The following is a 15,032-nucleotide window of genomic DNA, read 5'->3' as shown; positions in this document are numbered from 1 at the left end:
GCGGCAGATCTCCGGATAGGCCGTCCGGCCTGGGCGGATGCCGGCTACCGCATCCGCTGATGTCCTCGTCGCGACTGCTGGGCGCGATAATCCTCGGCCAACAGCGTGACATGCCCGGGTAGCTCGCCGGATGCCACGTGGACCAGGCTGGTCTGCTCGAGCACCGATCGCATGCTCGCGCGCAACGCCTGCCATACCTCCGGCAACGCGGCCGTCGGCCCGGAACAGGGCAGGTCGATCAGGCTGATGTCGCGCACGCTGGCCAGTGGTCCGTCGATACACCGCAACACGTCGGCCAGGCTGATCTCGGCACCAGGACGGGCCAGCTCGTAGCCGCCGTCGCGCCCGCGCTGGCTGCGCACCAACCGGCCGGTGCGCAGATCCGCGAGGATGTCGAGCAGGAACTGCGGCGGAATACCTTGCGCCCTGGCCAGATCCTCCGCTTTGGCCAGTTCCCCCGGCGTCACGGTGGCCAGCTGGACCATCGCCCGGACGGCATACTCGGCCTTGGCCGACATCCGCATCAGACCGGCCCCTGCCCGGATACCGCCAGCACCGCGGCGGCCAACTCCGGGCGGCAGACCACCAGGTCGTCCAGCCGCGGCTCGGCGCGGTTGTAGCGTAACGGCGATCCGTCGATCCGCGACGTGGACAGGCCCGCTGCGCGCGCGACCGCCACCGGCGCGGCCGAGTCCCACTCGTATTGTCCGCCCGCATGCACGTAGACGTCCGCTCGTCCCTGCACCACCGCGGCGACCTTCGCGCCGGCCGAACCCATCGGCACCAGCACGCCGCCCAGCGCGTCCCGCACCGCGCGGGCGATCGCGGGCGGGCGGGTTCGGGAGACGACGATCCGCGGCGGCCCGGCATCGGCCGCCGGCGCCGGCACATCCGGGGTGGCCAGCGTCGCCTGCTGCGCCGGCAACGCGACCGCTCCGGCCACCAGTTCACCGGCCTGCCACAGCGCGACGTGCACGGCCCAGTCCTCTCGATCCGGCTCGCCGAACTCCCGGGTACCGTCCAGCGGATCGACGATCCAGACCCGTTCGGCGGTCGGCCGGGCCGGATCGTCGACGCCCTCCTCCGACAGCACCGTGTCGCCCGGGCGCGCGGCCGCCAGCTCGGCGACCAGGAACTCGTGCGAGCGCCGGTCGCCGGCCGCCTTACGGTCGGCGGCCGACGCATCGGCCAACTCGGCACGGACCGCGAGCAGCAGCTCCCCGGCCCGGGTGGCCAGGTCCGCCGCCAGCTGGTGGTCGCTCACTCGGACCGCCCGAGCAGGTCGAGGACCAGCTGCGCGGCTTCCTCCGGCGAACGGTCCGGGGTGAGCCGCAGATCCGGGCCGACCGGTGGCTCGTACGGGCTGTCGATCCCGGTGAACTGGGTGATCTCGCCCGATCGCGCCCGGGCGTACAAGCCCTTGGGGTCGCGCCGCTCGCAGTCGGCCAGCGGGGTATCCAGAAAGACCTCGTAGAAGTCGAACCCGCGCTCGGCGTGCAACGCTCGCGCCGATGCCCGATGCTCGGCCATCGGACTGATCGCCGAGACGAGCACCGTCTGTCCGGAATCGGCGAGCAACGCCGCGACATGGGCGAGTCGGCGCTGATTCTCGTCTCGGTCGGTGCGCGAGAAGCCCAGGTCGGCGTTCAACCCGTGCCGCAGATTGTCCCCGTCGAGCACATAAGCCGGGCAACCCAGGCTCAACAACTTCCGCTCGACCAGCACTGCCACCGAGGACTTGCCGGAGCCGGACAGCCCGGTGAACCAGACCGTGCGGCCCTTGCCGAGCCGGTCGGCCGCGGTGACCAGCGATCGATGCGGTACCGCGTTCGGGCTGGCCGCCCGGTCGGCGACCGGGGTGGTGGCCCGGACCATGCCGGCCGCTGCCGTCGCGTTGGTTTCGGGGTCGATCAGGATGAACGACCCGGTGGCCGAGTTGCGCGCGTACTCGTCGAGCATGAGCGGCGTCCGGGTGCGCAGCGTGACCCGGCCGAGCTCGTTGAGCGCCAGCGTGGTCGCCGTCTTGTCCCGGTGCAGGGTGTTGACGTCGAGCCGATAGTTCAACTCCACCACCCGTGCCCGGACAGTACGGGTGGTGTGCTTGAGCACATAGTCGCGACCCGCTTCGAGCACGCCGTCGTCGGCCATCCAACATACGGTCGCCTCGAACTGCCGGGTCACCTCGGGCTGATTGGCGACCCGCGCGAGCAGATCGCCGCGCGAGATGTCGATGTCGTCGGCCACCCGGACCGACACCGCCATCGGCGGAAACGCCTCGGTGACCGGTCCGGTCGGCCCGTCCACGGCGACCACCCGGGTGCTCTTGCCGCTCGGCAACACCACGATGTCGTCGCCGGGACGAAGCACGCCGCTGGCCACCGTGCCGGCGTAGCTGCGGTGGTCGGCGTGCTCGTGGGTCTGCGGCCGGATCACGTACTGCACCGGGAAGCGCACGTCGACCAGGTTGCGGTCACCGGCGATGTAGACATCCTCCAGGTGCGGTAGCAGCGCCCCCCCGGGATACCACGGCGTGTGCGCCGACTTCGTCACGACGTTGTCGCCGTGCAGCGCCGACAGCGGGATACTGGTGACGTCGTGCACGTCCAATCGGGCTGCGAATGCATGGAATTCGTCGCGGATCTCTTCGTAGCGGTGCTGGTCCCAGTCGACCAGGTCCATCTTGTTCACCGCCAGCACGATGTGCTGCACCCCGAGCAGCGACGCCAGGAAGGCGTGCCGGCGCGACTGCTCGGCCAATCCGTGCCGAGCGTCGACCAGCACGATCGCCAGTTGCGCGGTGGACGTGCCGGTCACCATGTTGCGGGTGTACTGAATGTGGCCGGGGGTGTCGGCGATGATGAACTTGCGCTTCGGTGTGGCGAAATAGCGGTAGGCGACATCGATGGTGATGCCCTGCTCACGCTCGGAGCGCAGCCCGTCGGTGACCAGTGCCAGGTCGGTGTAGTCGCTGCCCCGCTCCTGCGAGGTGCGCTCGACCGCCGCGAGTTGGTCCTCCATCACCGCTTTGGAGTCGTAGAGCAGCCGACCGATCAGCGTGGACTTGCCGTCGTCGACCGAGCCGGCGGTGGCCAGGCGGAGCAGTGTCGTCATGACCGCACCGGGTTCAACCGCACCGTGTGCAACCGAATCAGGTTCGACCGAACCATGGTCATCAGAAGTATCCTTCCCGCTTGCGATCTTCCATGCCGGCATCGGAGATCCGATCGTCGGCACGGGTGGCGCCGCGCTCGGTGAGCCGGGACACCGCGGTCTCCGCGATCACCTCCTCGACGGTGGCCGCGGTGGACTCGACACAGCCGGTACAGGTCACGTCACCGACGGTGCGAAACCGGACCGACGTCTCGAACACCTGCTCATCCGGGCCGGGCGACAGATACGGGTGCACCGCCAGCAGCATTCCGTCCCGCCGGAACACCGGTCGGGTATGTGCGTAGTAGATCTCCGGCAACCGGATCTGCTCGGCGCCGATGTAGGCCCAGATGTCGTACTCGGTCCAGTTCGAGAGCGGAAAGACCCGCATGTGCTCGCCCCGCCGGTGCCGACTGTTGTAGAGATTCCACACCTCCGGTCGCTGCGCCTTGGGATTCCACTGACCGAACTCGTCCCGCAGGCTGAACACCCGTTCCTTGGCTCGGGCCTTCTCCTCGTCACGGCGGGCACCGCCGAATGCGGCATCGAATCGCCCCTCGGCGATCCCGCGCAGCAGGGTGACCGTCTGCAGCGGGTTACGCGACGGTCCGGTATCGACCACCCGGCCGGCATCGATATCGTCCTGCACTCGGGCAACCACCAGGCGTACCCCGTACTCGTCGACCAGCCGGTCGCGGGTGGCGATCACTTCCTCGAAGTTGTGCCCGGTATCGACGTGCATCACCGGGAACGGCAGCCGACCCGGCCGGAACGCCTTGGTCGCCAGGTGCAGCATCACGATCGAATCCTTGCCGCCCGAGAACAGCAGCACCGGCCGCTCCAACTCGGCTGCGACCTCCCGGATGATGTGTACCGCTTCGGCTTCCAGTGCGCGCAGGTGGCTCAGCTCGTACTGGCCGACCGTCGGCAACGCGGACAACTCGGTCATACATCCTCACAAAGTTGGTAAATCTGACCAAGAAAACAGGCGCCCGCATCGTGGCAGCCCCACCGCGACCTGTCAACTAGCGCGACGCCGGAAACGCCGCCGCCAGATCGGCCTCCCCCGCGGCAGCTGCCGCCGCGGCCACCGCGGCCGACACCTCGGTTCCGAGCCCGGCCGCGATCCGGGCGAGCCGCTGCTGCGCCTGCGGTGAGACCGCGGCCAGCACCGGGATCGACTCCGCAACCAGGTCTCGGTCGACCGCGGCCTGCAACAACGCAGCCACTCGATCGTCGGGCAGCAACGCCAGCAACGCGTCGAGACGTTGCGCGGTTTCCACGTTCAGCGCGGTGAGCAGTAGGTCGTCACCGGTCCGGACCTGCGGGACGATCTGACGCAACTGCCGGTCGGTGAGCGCGTTCACGAACCGGGCGAGGGACACGTGGTCACCCCGGCGCAGCAATTCCTGCACCACCGGAGACATCGATCGACTGTCCAGCGCTCGGACCACGGGCGCGGCCACGTCCGGGTCGATATAGCGGGCGGTGTCGGCCAGAAATCCGACCGGCAGCTGCTCGATCAAGCCGGCGGCTTTGGCCGGCGGCAGGTTTGCCGCTATCGGACCGCACAGGGCCGGGCCGAAGAACGTGGTGGCGATCTTGGCCGCGACCCCGGCCGGCACCAGCGAACCGGCCTTGCCCAACCTGGCGAACAACGCCTGGTATCGCTTGTCCAGGGTTCGGGCCAGCTCGACCCGGAACTCCCGCAGCGCGGCCGGCGACGCATCGGCGAGATAGTTCAGGTCGTCCGGATCGACGTCGAGAACCCGAGCAATCTTGATCAGTTCGGCCCGGGTGGCGAACGAGATCATGCGGACAACACCGCGCGAACCGCCGGCCGCAGCAACCGCGGCACCGCGTTCAAGCCGTTCTCGGTGGCGGCGCGCAGCTCCTGCTTACGCTGCATCCGGGCCCGCTCGAACGCGGCGGCCAGTTCCGCATAGCGGTCGTCGCCGAGCGGACCGAGCGCCGCGACTACGTCACGGTTCATGCCGGTGTCAGCACACAAGCGGTCGAGAGCGGTCATGACGTCAGCATAGGGTCATCGTCGGCCGGATCAGGTGCGCTCAGCTCGTGGGCTACCGCCGCCATTTCTTCCCGCACCACCGCCATCGCCAATCCACCGTCGTAGCCGCGGCGCACCAACATGCCGATCAGCCGACGCATCAACCGATCCCGGTCGAGACGATCCGCCGGCGGCTCGGTTCCCCGCAGCTTCCGCCGGACCAGCTCGGCAGCGCGAACACGCTCGTCGTCGACGGTCACCGCTGCCAACGCAGCGCTGGACTCCGCTTCACCGATACCCTTGCTGCGCAGTTCGGCAGCCAACGACCGCCGGCCGCGACCGGCGTGGGTATGCCGGGAGGCAACCCACTGCCGAGCGAAGGCCGCGTCGTCGATCAGCCCGACCTCGGCGAGGCGTTCCAGCGCCGCCTCTGCCACATCTGCCCGGAAACCGTGCCGGGCAAGCCGCTCGGTCAGTTCGGCTCGGCTGTGCGCCCGGTCGGTGAGCAACCGCAGGCATACCTGCTTGGCCTGCTCGAGAGTGCCACCATCGCGGTCCGGACGCTTCTGCGTGCGCACGAGCTAGAAATCGACCGGGACGACGTTCGCGCCATCGGCGGTCAGATCGGCGCCGATGCCCAACTTCTCCTTGATCTTCTTCTCGATCTCGTCCCGCACATCGGGATTTTCCCGCAGGAACCGGCGCGCATTCTCCTTGCCCTGACCGAGCTGATCGCCGTCGTAGGTGAACCAGGAACCGGACTTCCGGATGAAGCCGTGCTCCACCCCCATGTCGATCAGCGAGCCCTCCTTGCTGATCCCGACTCCGTAGAGGATGTCGAACTCGGCCTGTTTGAACGGCGGCGACACCTTGTTCTTGACTACCTTCACCCGGGTCCGGTTGCCGACCGCATCCGAGCCGTCCTTGAGCGTCTCGATCCGCCGCACATCCAGCCGCACCGACGAGTAGAACTTCAAAGCCTTACCGCCGGTAGTGGTTTCGGGAGAACCGAACATGACTCCGATCTTCTCCCGGAGCTGGTTGATGAAGACCGCGGTGGTGCCCGAATTGCTCAGCGCACCGGTCATCTTGCGCAACGCCTGGCTCATCAATCGGGCCTGCAGGCCGACGTGGCTGTCGCCCATCTCGCCTTCGATCTCGGCGCGCGGCACCAACGCAGCCACCGAGTCGATCACGATGATGTCCAGTGCGCCGGAGCGGATCAGCATGTCGGCGATCTCCAGCGCCTGCTCGCCGGTGTCCGGCTGGGACACCAGCAGCCCGTCGGTATCCACCCCGAGCTTGCGTGCGTACTCCGGGTCGAGTGCGTGCTCGGCGTCGATGAAGGCGGCGATCCCGCCGGCGGCTTGCGCGTTCGCCACCGCATGCAATGCAACCGTGGTCTTACCGGACGATTCCGGACCGTAGATCTCGACGACCCGGCCCCGCGGCAGCCCGCCGATCCCCAGCGCCACATCCAAGGCGATCGAACCGGTCGGAATGGCCGAGATCGGCTGATGCGCCTCCTCCCCCAGGCGCATCACCGACCCCTTGCCGAAATTCTTGTCGATCTGCGCCAACGCCAGTTCCAGCGCCTTGTCGCGATCGTGCGCCTGAGCGGCCATGTGCGGTCCCCTTTACTCGAATCGATGTCTCGTCCAGCAGTTGCCGCCAGGCTAGAACGCGGCACCGACAAGTTCGTCGCGGTCGAGCCTAGGGGAACAGATGTTCGAGTCCAAGCCCGGGTGCTCCGACACGCCGAGCGGGTGTCAGAGGAGCCGGTCGGCGGTGAAGCAGGTGTGCGTGCCGGTATGGCAGGCCGGGCCGACCTGATCGACGACGAGCAGCACCGTGTCTCCGTCGCAGTCGAGCCGCACCTCGTGCACGTGCTGGGTGTGCCCGGAGGTTTCGCCCTTCACCCAGTACTGCTGCCGAGACCGCGAATAGTAGGTCGCCGTGCGGGTGGCGAGGGTACGGGCGAGCGCCTCGTCGTCCATCCAGGCCACCATCAGCACGTCACCCGTGCCGCGTTCCTGCGCGACGGCGGCGATCAGGCCGGCATCGTTGCGTTTGAGCCGGGCGGCGATCTCCGGGTCCAGTGCCATCGCTCCAGCCTAGTGATCTCAGCGGACGACGATCCCGTCCGCCCGCATCGCGTCTTTCACCTGACCGATCGTCATGTCGCCGAAATGGAACACGCTGGCGGCCAGTACCGCATCCGCGCCGGCCTGCACGGCGGGTGGGAAATGCGATACGGCACCCGCACCCCCGCTGGCGATCACCGGAACCGGCACCGCCGCCCGCACCGCGCGGATCATCGCCAGGTCGAAACCGGCTTTGGTGCCGTCGGCGTCCATCGAGTTGAGCAGGATCTCCCCGACACCGAGTTCGGCACCGCGCGCCGCCCATTCGACGGCGTCGATCCCGGTGCCCCGCTTTCCCCCGTGGGTGGTGACCTCCCAGCCGGACGGGGTGCCGGCCGGCGCCGTCCGCGCGTCCACCGAGAGCACGATGCACTGCGCCCCGAACCGCCGGCTGAGTTCGTAGAGCAGCTCGGGTCGGGCGATCGCCGCGGTGTTCACCGACACCTTGTCCGCGCCGGCCCGCAACAACCGGTCGACGTCGGCGACGCCGCGTACCCCACCACCGACGGTAAGCGGGATGAACACCTGCTCGGCGGTCCGGGTGACCACCTCGACCATCGTCGCGCGGTCTCCACTGGATGCGGTGACATCGAGAAAGGTCAGCTCGTCCGCGCCCTGCGCGTCGTAGCGGGCGGCCAGCTCGACCGGGTCACCGGCATCGCGCAGGTTCGCGAAGTTCACCCCCTTGACCACCCGGCCGGCGTCGACATCCAAGCACGGGATCACGCGTACCGCGAGACTCACGCGCACCCCCGGATCAGCTCGACGAGTTCGGCATGCACGCCGGGCGCGGCCGCCAACACCGACCCGGAGGTGAGTGTCCACGGCGCACCGGCCAGGTCGGTGACCACGCCGCCGGCCGCCCGAACCAGGGCGATCCCGGGCACGTTGTCCCACGGATGGTGCCCGAACACCACCGCACCGCCGAGCACACCGGCGGCGACGAAGGCCAGGTCGACGCCGGTGGAACCCTGCATGCGGACCCGGCCGGACACCCGGCTCAAGGCGCCCAGGATGGCGAACCGGCGCTGCCCGGACACCGATTCCCGCGCCGTCCCCACGTTCCGGCCCGGACCGTCGACGTTGAACGCGCCGAATCCGATCATGGTGTCGGCGAGCGTGGCACCACCCAATCGGGGCAGCTCGACATCGTTACAACAGACCGGCCCGTCGGCGGTCGCCGCGTACCGCAGGTTCAGCAACGGCAACCAGATCAGTCCGGCAGCGGGCCGGCCGTCGACGACCAACCCGAGCAACATCCCGGCCAGCGGCAACCCCGCGGCGTAGTTGTAGGTTCCGTCGATCGGATCGAGCACCCAGACGACGCCGGTGTCGAGCGGCGGCCCGCCGAACTCTTCACCGTGTACATCGATCCCGGTGCGGGCCCGCAGCTCCGCGGCGATCCGCCGTTCCAGTTCCAGATCGAGCTCGGTCGCGAAATCGCCGTGACCCTTCACGACTGCCTTGGGCGCCCCGACACCCTCGACGAACCGCGGGGCAGCGTCGTCGAGAACGCGCGCGGCGATCCGCAGCAGCTCCTGCGGGCGCACCGGCACGGCTACCGCACCGCTGCGAGCGCGTCCCGCAGCGTGAATCGGCCTGCGTAGAGCGCTTTCCCGACGATCGCGCCTTCCACCCCGAGGTCGGTGAGCTCGGCCAGTGCGGTCAGGTCGGCGAGCGTCGACACCCCGCCCGAGGCGATCACCGGGGCATCGGTGGCGCCACACACCGCGCGCAGCAAATCCAGGTTCGGTCCGTTCAACATGCCGTCGCGGCCGACGTCGGTGACCACGTAGCGGGTGCAGCCGTCCCGGTCCAGCCGGTCGAGCACTTCCCAGAGATCGCCACCGTCGCTGACCCAGCCCCGGCCGCGCAGTCGATGCGCTCCGTCGACGATCCGCACGTCCAGACCGATCGCGATCCGGTCCCCGTGCTCGGCGACGACCTTGGCGCACCATTGCGGATCCTCCAGCGCGGCAGTGCCCAGATTCACTCGAGCGCAACCGGTGGCCAAAGCTGCGGCAAGCGAGTCGTCGTCGCGAATGCCCCCGGACAACTCCACCGCGACATCCAGCTCACCGACGACCTCGGCCAGCAACTCCCGATTGGAGCCGCGGCCGAAGGCGGCGTCGAGATCCACCAGGTGGACCCACTCGGCACCGTCGCGCTGCCAGGCCAACGCAGCCTCGCGGGGCGAACCGTAACTCGTCTCGCTGCCGGCAGCGCCCTGGACGAGGCGCACCGCCTCACCGTTGGCGACATCGACAGCGGGCAGCAGCAGCAGGCTCACGTTGCGACCCTACTCGGCGGCCCGGCCGCTACCGGGATCCGGTCCGTGCGCCGCCCGGGTGAGCCGGGTGGCCACGACACCCAGCGCGCCCACCGCGCCCACCACACCGGCCAGGGCGATCACCAACGCGACGACCGGTCCGGGATGCAATACCCCGATGATCGCCGTGGTGAGCATCAACACCGCAGCGGCTGCCCCCAGCGAGAACCCGGCCAGCTTGGTGTAGGACAACCGGGCGGGTCGATCGTTCGAGCTCATCTACACCACCTTCAGCCAGTTCCGAAGCAGCTCGGCGCCCGCGTCACCGGACTTCTCCGGATGGAACTGGGTCGCCGACAACGCACCGTTCTCCACCGCGGCGAGGAACGGCTCACCGTGCTCGGCCCAGGTCAAGGCGGCCGGCGCGAGCACCTGCGACGGCGGCATCGACCAGGTGCGCGCGGCGTAGGAGTGCACGAAGTAGAACCGGGTGTCCGGATCGATGCCGGCGAACAGCACGCTGTCCGCCGCCGCCGCCACGGTGTTCCACCCCATGTGCGGTAGCACCGGCGCGGCCAACCGCTCCACCACGCCCGGCCACTCGCCGCAGCCTTCGGTGGTCACGCCGAACTCCACCCCGCGCTCGAACAGCACCTGCATCCCGACGCAGATGCCCAGCACCGGCCGGCCACCGGCCAGCCGCTGCCCGATGATCCGTGGTCCGTGCACCGCCGCCAGTCCGGCCATGCACGCCGCGAATGCACCGACGCCGGGCACGACCAGCCCGTCCGCGGCCAGCGCGATCCGATGGTCGTCGGTGACGGTGACATCGGCACCGACCCGGGCCAACGCGCGCCGCGCCGAGTGCAGGTTCCCCGAGCCGTAGTCGAGCAGCGCGACAGCAGGTTTCACAGCGTGCCCTTGGTGGACGGCACGCCGACCGTCCGCGGATCGAGCTCGACCGCGGCCCGCAGTGCCCGGGCCACCGCCTTGTACTCGGCCTCGGTGACGTGGTGCGGGTCGCGGCCGTAGAGCACCCGCACGTGCAGTGCGATCCGCGCGTTCAGCGCGATCGACTCGAACACGTGCCGGTTGATCACCGTCGAGTAGCTCGCACCGCCGTCGCTCGGGATCACCGTGTGCAGCAGGTATTCCGGCTCGCCGGTGTGGACGAAGTAGGGCCGGCCCGACACATCGACGACGGCGTGCGCGAGCGTCTCGTCCATCGGGATGAAAGCGTCGCCGAACCGGCGGATGCCCACCTTGTCGCCGAGCGCCTGCCCCAATGCCGACCCGAGCACGATCGCGGTGTCCTCCACCGTGTGATGGGCTTCGATCTCGGTGTCGCCCTGCGCCCGCACGGTGAGATCGAAACCGGCGTGCGCACCGAGCGCGGTCAGCATGTGATCGAAGAACGGCACCCCGGTCGCGACGTCGGTCCGCCCGGCCCCGTCCAGGTCGAGCTCGACCACGATCGCCGATTCCTTGGTGGTGCGTTCCACCCGCGCGGTCCGTCCGCTCACCGGATCACCTCCGTCGCCGCGAGTTCGGCACTCACGTCGAGAAACACGTCGTTTTCCGCGGTCAATCCGACGGTGGCGCGCAGGTAACCCGGGATGCCGACGTCACGGATCAGCACCCCCCGGTCCAGATAGCGCTGCCAGGTGCCCGGCGCGTCCGCGAACCGGCCGAAGAGCAGGAAGTTGGCGTCGCTCGGCAGCACCCGGAAACCCAGCTCGGACAGCGTGACTGCCACCCGATCCCGTTGCGCAGAAAGCGCCGTCACCGTCGCCAGGGTCTCCTCGGCGTGCCGTAACGCGGCCCGGGCCGCGGTCTGGGTGACCACCGAAAGGTGGTACGGCAGCCGGACCAGCAGCATCGTCTCGATCACCGCCGGCGCCGCCACCAGATAGCCCAGGCGACCACCGGCGAACGCGAACGCCTTGCTCATCGTTCGGGTGACGACCAGCTTCGCCGGATAGCGGTCCAACAGTGCGATCGCGCTGGGCCGGCGGGAGAATTCACCGTACGCCTCGTCGACCACCACGATGCCGGTGGCGGCGTCCAGGATCGCGGTGAGCTGTTCGGTCGGGATGCTGTGCCCGGTGGGGTTGTTCGGGCTGGTGACGAAGACCACATCCGGCCGGCATTCGACGATCGTCGCCAGCGCCGCGTCGAGGTCGAGCGAGAAGTCTTCGGCGCGTTTGCCTTCGATCCAGGTTGTGTCGGTACCGGCAGAGATGATCGGATGCATCGAGTAGGACGGCTCGAACCCGAGCGCCGTGCGCCCGGGCCCGCCGAACGCCTGCAACAGGTGCTGCAGAATCTCGTTGGAACCATTGGCAGCCCAAACGTTTTCGGGGCCGACCCGAACTCCGGTCCGGCCGGTGAGATAGGCGGCGAGGTCGGTGCGCAACGCCACCGCGTCCCGGTCCGGGTAGCGATGCAGCGCGCCGGCAGCACCCCGGATCGACTCCGCGACATCGTCGATCAGCGCCGCCGACGGCGGATGCGGATTCTCGTTGGTGTTCAGTCGCACCGCCACGTCGAGCTGGGGGGCACCGTACGGGCTCCGGCCCCGCAGTGCGTCCCGCATCGGCAGTTCGTCCGCCGAGACGCCCGCGCCGAGCGGCGCGCTCATCCGAGCGACTCGAATCGAGCCCGTACCGCCTGGCCGTGTGCGGGCAGATTCTCCGCATTCGCGAGCGCCACCACGTGCCCGGCGACGTCTTTCAGCGCCGCCTCGGAGTAGGTGACGACATGGATGCCACGCAGGAAGGTCTGCACGCTCAAACCGGACGAGTGACGCGCGCAACCCGCCGTCGGCAGCACGTGATTCGAGCCGGCGCAGTAGTCTCCCAGGCTGACCGGCGACCAGGGTCCGACGAACACCGCACCGGCGCTGCGTACCCGCGCGGCCACGGCACCGGCTTCGGCGGTCTGGATCTCCAGATGCTCTGCGGCATAAGCGTTCACCACCGCCAGACCCTGAGTGACATCGTCCACCAGGACGATCCCCGATTGCGGCCCGGCCAGCGCCGTCGCCACCCGTTGCGCATGCGTCGTCAGCGGCAGTTGCGCCGCCACCGCGGCGTCCACCGCGTCGGCGAGTTCGGTGCTGTCGGTGACCAACACGCTCGCCGCGAGCACGTCGTGCTCGGCCTGGCTGATCAGATCGGCTGCGACGTGCACCGGGTCCGCGGTGGCATCGGCGAGGATCGCGATCTCGGTGGGTCCGGCCTCGGCGTCGATCCCGACCAGGCCGCGAACCAGGCGCTTGGCCGCGGTGACGTAGATGTTGCCGGGCCCGGTGATCAGATCCACCGGCGCCAGGCCCGCCCCGTGGTCGCCGTAGGCCAGCAGGGCAACCGCCTGCGCACCGCCGACCGCCCACACCTCGTCCACCCCGAGCAGCCGCGCGGCGGCCAGAATCGTCGGGTGCGGGTACCCGTCGAACTCCGCTTGCGGCGGGGACGCGACGACCAGCGAGCCCACCCCCGCGGTCTGCGCCGGCACCACGTTCATCACGACGCTGGACGGATAGACCGCGTTGCCGCCGGGCACATACAGCCCGACCCGTTCCACCGGCACCCACCGTTCTTCGACGGTGCCACCCGGCACCACCTCGGTGCGGGTGTCGGCGCGCCGTTGGTCGGCGTGCACCACCCGGGTCCGTTCGATCGCGATCTCCAGCGCGTCCCGCACGTCCGGATCGAGCTCGTCGAGCGCGCGCCTCGACACGTCCGCGGGCACCCGGACAGCGGCCGGACGGACCCGGTCGAACTGTTCGGCGTAATCCAGTGCGGCCGCCGCGCCGCGCTCTCGCACCGCGTCGAGCACCGGCCGCACCTGATCGAGGACCGCATCCACATCGACCCCGCCACGCGGCAGTGCGGCACGCAACTCGGCGGTCGTCGGGGTGCGCCCGCGCAGGTCGACGCGGGTCAAGCGGGTGGTCACGGGCACCCGCCCAGGGTAGGACGTCGACCGACCGGGCGGCGAAACACCCCACCCGAAGGTATCGTTGCTCCCCGATGATCCGACACTCCCCGATGATCCGACATCGCCGTGTCGCCCGCCGGTCCGGCAGTCCGCACCACGGATACGGCGCCCGGCTGCTGCCCCTCGTCGTGCTCCTCCTCGGCTTGATCGCTATGCACAATCCGACCGCGCCGCACAATCCGACTGCACTGCACAACCGGGATGCCGACGACGAGACCGCGCACACCGTCACCGCGCCGGGCGGCCCCACCGCCCCGGACGAACAGCCGGTCTGCCCGGATCATTGCTGTACCGACCAGGTCGGGTCGCATTCCTGTGTCGCAATCCTGGGCACCCCGGGCCAGCCGAGCGCACCACCACACCGGACCACGACTGTCGACGTCGGCACGACACAGATCGACGGCACGACGGTACGACCGAACCCCGGCGGACGGGCACCACCGTGGACGGTATGGGGATCGATGGAGTTGATGGTCTCGCGGCGCTGATGGTGTCGCGGCGCCGATCCGGCGCAACCGCCGACTTCTCTCTCTCTCTCCCCCCCCCCCCGAGGAGACCTTGTGTCGTACCCGACCCGGACCCGACTGCTGACCGCCGCGATCGGCGCTGCAGCTCTGCTGAGCGCGGTGGGCTGTGCCGCCGACGAGTCCAACCGCAGCTCCGATTCCACCAGCAGTCAGCATGCTGCCGAATCACACAGCGTGACCTCATCCGCCGCCGCTGCGGCGCAACGCGACGACTTCGATCAAGCCGATGTGACCTTCTTGGCGGGCATGTACCCGCACCACGCACAAGCGGTGGCGATGGCGGAGCTGGTTCCGGAGCGCTCGCAGAACCCCCGGATACGCGAACTCGCCACATCCATCGAGCAGGCCCAGCAACCCGAGATGGACCAGATCGCTGCGCTGTTGCAGAGTTTCGGGCAACCCGCACCGACCACAGCGATGTCCGCGATGGACGGACACGCCGGGATGATGTCGAACCAGCAGATGACCGACCTCGCCGCGGCGAGTGGCAGCACCTTCGACACGATGTTCCTGACGATGATGATCGCCCATCATCAAGGTGCCGTCGAGATGGCGAACGCCGAACTTGCCGAGGGCCGGAACCCGGACACCAAACAGCTCGCCGAGCAGATCATCACCGCCCAGCAGTCCGAGATCGACCTGATGAACACGCTGCTGGCCGGCAGCTGACCGCGGGGTTACCGTCCGTCGCTTCGGATCAGCCACATGAGGAGGTAGATGGGTAACCAGAAGCCGCAGGTGAGCAAAGCGAGCAGGATGTGGAGCACGTGGTTGACACCACCGCGGTACATCGTCTCGATGACCACGTCCTCCTGGACCGACCGGTAGTACTGCGGCCCGCCGGGCGGCCGGGGATAGCCGGCGAACATCTGGTGCGGGGAATCCGGCGGCTGGTTGGTCATGCTGGCACCTCGCCGCGAAAACGATCTTCG

Annotated in this window: 20 protein-coding genes; 2 read left to right on the top strand and 18 right to left on the bottom strand. The window is 69.2% G+C overall.

The features are described 5' to 3' along the window. Nucleotides 1-44: 44 nt before the first annotated feature. The 17 genes from KV203_RS07405 to hisD form a co-directional block, all read right to left on the bottom strand. On the bottom strand, nt 45-524 hold the full coding sequence (locus KV203_RS07405; RefSeq protein WP_066471791.1) for an Rrf2 family transcriptional regulator: 480 nt from the start codon (nt 522-524) through the stop codon (nt 45-47). Then, the gene (locus KV203_RS07400) at nt 524-1,264 is read right to left on the bottom strand and encodes a 3'(2'),5'-bisphosphate nucleotidase CysQ (protein ID WP_066471797.1); all 741 of its coding nucleotides are present in this window, start codon (nt 1,262-1,264) and stop codon (nt 524-526) included. Before KV203_RS07400 ends, KV203_RS07405 begins: the two co-directional genes overlap by 1 nt. Next, a complete protein-coding gene (cysC, locus tag KV203_RS07395; protein WP_066471799.1) occupies nt 1,261-3,111 on the bottom strand; it encodes an adenylyl-sulfate kinase in 1,851 nt (616 codons plus the stop codon). The genes KV203_RS07400 and cysC overlap by 4 nt, the downstream gene beginning before the upstream one ends. Nucleotides 3,112-3,172: 61 nt before the next feature. After that, nucleotides 3,173-4,099, bottom strand: coding sequence for a sulfate adenylyltransferase subunit CysD (gene cysD, locus KV203_RS07390; RefSeq protein ID WP_066471800.1), 927 nt, complete (start codon nt 4,097-4,099; stop codon nt 3,173-3,175). A gap of 76 nt (nt 4,100-4,175) precedes the next feature. Further along, nucleotides 4,176-4,964 carry a hypothetical protein gene (locus tag KV203_RS07385; protein WP_066471802.1) on the bottom strand — a complete coding sequence of 263 codons (789 nt, stop codon included), beginning with the start codon at nt 4,962-4,964 and terminating at the stop codon, nt 4,176-4,178. Next, nucleotides 4,961-5,179, bottom strand: a complete 219-nt coding sequence (locus KV203_RS07380; protein WP_066471805.1) for a hypothetical protein — start codon at nt 5,177-5,179, stop codon at nt 4,961-4,963. Before KV203_RS07380 ends, KV203_RS07385 begins: the two co-directional genes overlap by 4 nt. Then, a complete protein-coding gene (locus tag KV203_RS07375; RefSeq protein ID WP_066471807.1) occupies nt 5,176-5,736 on the bottom strand; it encodes a regulatory protein RecX in 561 nt (186 codons plus the stop codon). The genes KV203_RS07380 and KV203_RS07375 overlap by 4 nt, the downstream gene beginning before the upstream one ends. Before the next feature lie 3 nt (nt 5,737-5,739). Then, nucleotides 5,740-6,783: a recombinase RecA gene (gene recA, locus KV203_RS07370; RefSeq protein WP_066471809.1), complete on the bottom strand. Its 1,044-nt coding sequence runs from the start codon at nt 6,781-6,783 to the stop codon at nt 5,740-5,742. Nucleotides 6,784-6,927: 144 nt separating this feature from the next. Then, a complete protein-coding gene (gene hisI / locus KV203_RS07365) occupies nt 6,928-7,263 on the bottom strand; it encodes a phosphoribosyl-AMP cyclohydrolase (RefSeq protein WP_066471811.1) in 336 nt (111 codons plus the stop codon). An 18-nt stretch (nt 7,264-7,281) separates the two neighbouring features. Beyond that, nucleotides 7,282-8,046 (bottom strand): imidazole glycerol phosphate synthase subunit HisF, encoded by a 765-nt coding sequence (hisF, locus tag KV203_RS07360; protein WP_066471905.1) that lies wholly within the window; start codon nt 8,044-8,046, stop codon nt 7,282-7,284. Next, complete coding sequence (locus KV203_RS07355) at nt 8,043-8,858, bottom strand: inositol monophosphatase family protein (RefSeq protein ID WP_066471813.1); 816 nt, start codon at nt 8,856-8,858, stop codon at nt 8,043-8,045. The genes hisF and KV203_RS07355 overlap by 4 nt, the downstream gene beginning before the upstream one ends. 2 nt (nt 8,859-8,860) lie before the next feature. Beyond that, nucleotides 8,861-9,592, bottom strand: coding sequence for a bifunctional 1-(5-phosphoribosyl)-5-((5-phosphoribosylamino)methylideneamino)imidazole-4-carboxamide isomerase/phosphoribosylanthranilate isomerase PriA (priA, locus tag KV203_RS07350; RefSeq protein WP_218821020.1), 732 nt, complete (start codon nt 9,590-9,592; stop codon nt 8,861-8,863). 9 nt (nt 9,593-9,601) lie between these two features. Further along, the gene (locus KV203_RS07345; protein ID WP_066473267.1) at nt 9,602-9,850 is read right to left on the bottom strand and encodes a hypothetical protein; all 249 of its coding nucleotides are present in this window, start codon (nt 9,848-9,850) and stop codon (nt 9,602-9,604) included. Beyond that, the gene (gene hisH / locus KV203_RS07340; RefSeq protein WP_066473266.1) at nt 9,851-10,483 is read right to left on the bottom strand and encodes an imidazole glycerol phosphate synthase subunit HisH; all 633 of its coding nucleotides are present in this window, start codon (nt 10,481-10,483) and stop codon (nt 9,851-9,853) included. After that, nucleotides 10,480-11,094, bottom strand: a complete 615-nt coding sequence (hisB, locus tag KV203_RS07335; protein WP_066473263.1) for an imidazoleglycerol-phosphate dehydratase HisB — start codon at nt 11,092-11,094, stop codon at nt 10,480-10,482. Before hisB ends, hisH begins: the two co-directional genes overlap by 4 nt. Beyond that, nucleotides 11,091-12,212: a histidinol-phosphate transaminase gene (locus KV203_RS07330; protein ID WP_066473260.1), complete on the bottom strand. Its 1,122-nt coding sequence runs from the start codon at nt 12,210-12,212 to the stop codon at nt 11,091-11,093. The genes hisB and KV203_RS07330 overlap by 4 nt, the downstream gene beginning before the upstream one ends. Continuing rightward, nucleotides 12,209-13,531 carry a histidinol dehydrogenase gene (gene hisD / locus KV203_RS07325; RefSeq protein ID WP_066473257.1) on the bottom strand — a complete coding sequence of 441 codons (1,323 nt, stop codon included), beginning with the start codon at nt 13,529-13,531 and terminating at the stop codon, nt 12,209-12,211. The genes KV203_RS07330 and hisD overlap by 4 nt, the downstream gene beginning before the upstream one ends. A 74-nt stretch (nt 13,532-13,605) precedes the next feature. Here hisD and KV203_RS07320 point away from each other — a divergent pair, with 74 nt between their 5' ends. After that, nucleotides 13,606-14,061: a hypothetical protein gene (locus KV203_RS07320; RefSeq protein WP_066473254.1), complete on the top strand. Its 456-nt coding sequence runs from the start codon at nt 13,606-13,608 to the stop codon at nt 14,059-14,061. Nucleotides 14,062-14,133: 72 nt separating this feature from the next. Then, a complete protein-coding gene (locus tag KV203_RS07315) occupies nt 14,134-14,769 on the top strand; it encodes a DUF305 domain-containing protein (protein ID WP_066473252.1) in 636 nt (211 codons plus the stop codon). A gap of 8 nt (nt 14,770-14,777) precedes the next feature. On the opposite strand, the gene KV203_RS07310 is transcribed toward KV203_RS07315, so the two are convergent. Further along, nucleotides 14,778-15,002 (bottom strand): hypothetical protein, encoded by a 225-nt coding sequence (locus KV203_RS07310; protein WP_066473249.1) that lies wholly within the window; start codon nt 15,000-15,002, stop codon nt 14,778-14,780. Nucleotides 15,003-15,032: the final 30 nt, after the last annotated feature.

Origin of the sequence: Skermania piniformis (assembly GCF_019285775.1) — a bacterium.
GTDB lineage: Bacteria > Actinomycetota > Actinomycetes > Mycobacteriales > Mycobacteriaceae > Skermania > Skermania pinensis.
The sequence above is the reverse complement of the archived record's forward strand: the minus strand, read 5'-3'. Positions and strand labels throughout refer to the sequence as shown.

Coding starts and splice junctions, on each gene's coding strand:
- KV203_RS07405 (WP_066471791.1), bottom strand. CDS start 524: ATGCGGATGTCGGCCAAGGCCGAGTATGCCGTCCGGGCGATGGTCCAG.
- cysC (WP_066471799.1), bottom strand. CDS start 3,111: ATGACGACACTGCTCCGCCTGGCCACCGCCGGCTCGGTCGACGACGGC.
- cysD (WP_066471800.1), bottom strand. CDS start 4,099: ATGACCGAGTTGTCCGCGTTGCCGACGGTCGGCCAGTACGAGCTGAGC.
- KV203_RS07385 (WP_066471802.1), bottom strand. CDS start 4,964: ATGATCTCGTTCGCCACCCGGGCCGAACTGATCAAGATTGCTCGGGTT.
- KV203_RS07380 (WP_066471805.1), bottom strand. CDS start 5,179: ATGACCGCTCTCGACCGCTTGTGTGCTGACACCGGCATGAACCGTGAC.
- recA (WP_066471809.1), bottom strand. CDS start 6,783: ATGGCCGCTCAGGCGCACGATCGCGACAAGGCGCTGGAACTGGCGTTG.
- hisI (WP_066471811.1), bottom strand. CDS start 7,263: ATGGCACTGGACCCGGAGATCGCCGCCCGGCTCAAACGCAACGATGCC.
- KV203_RS07345 (WP_066473267.1), bottom strand. CDS start 9,850: ATGAGCTCGAACGATCGACCCGCCCGGTTGTCCTACACCAAGCTGGCC.
- KV203_RS07330 (WP_066473260.1), bottom strand. CDS start 12,212: ATGAGCGCGCCGCTCGGCGCGGGCGTCTCGGCGGACGAACTGCCGATG.
- KV203_RS07320 (WP_066473254.1), top strand. CDS start 13,606: ATGATCCGACACTCCCCGATGATCCGACATCGCCGTGTCGCCCGCCGG.
- KV203_RS07310 (WP_066473249.1), bottom strand. CDS start 15,002: ATGACCAACCAGCCGCCGGATTCCCCGCACCAGATGTTCGCCGGCTAT.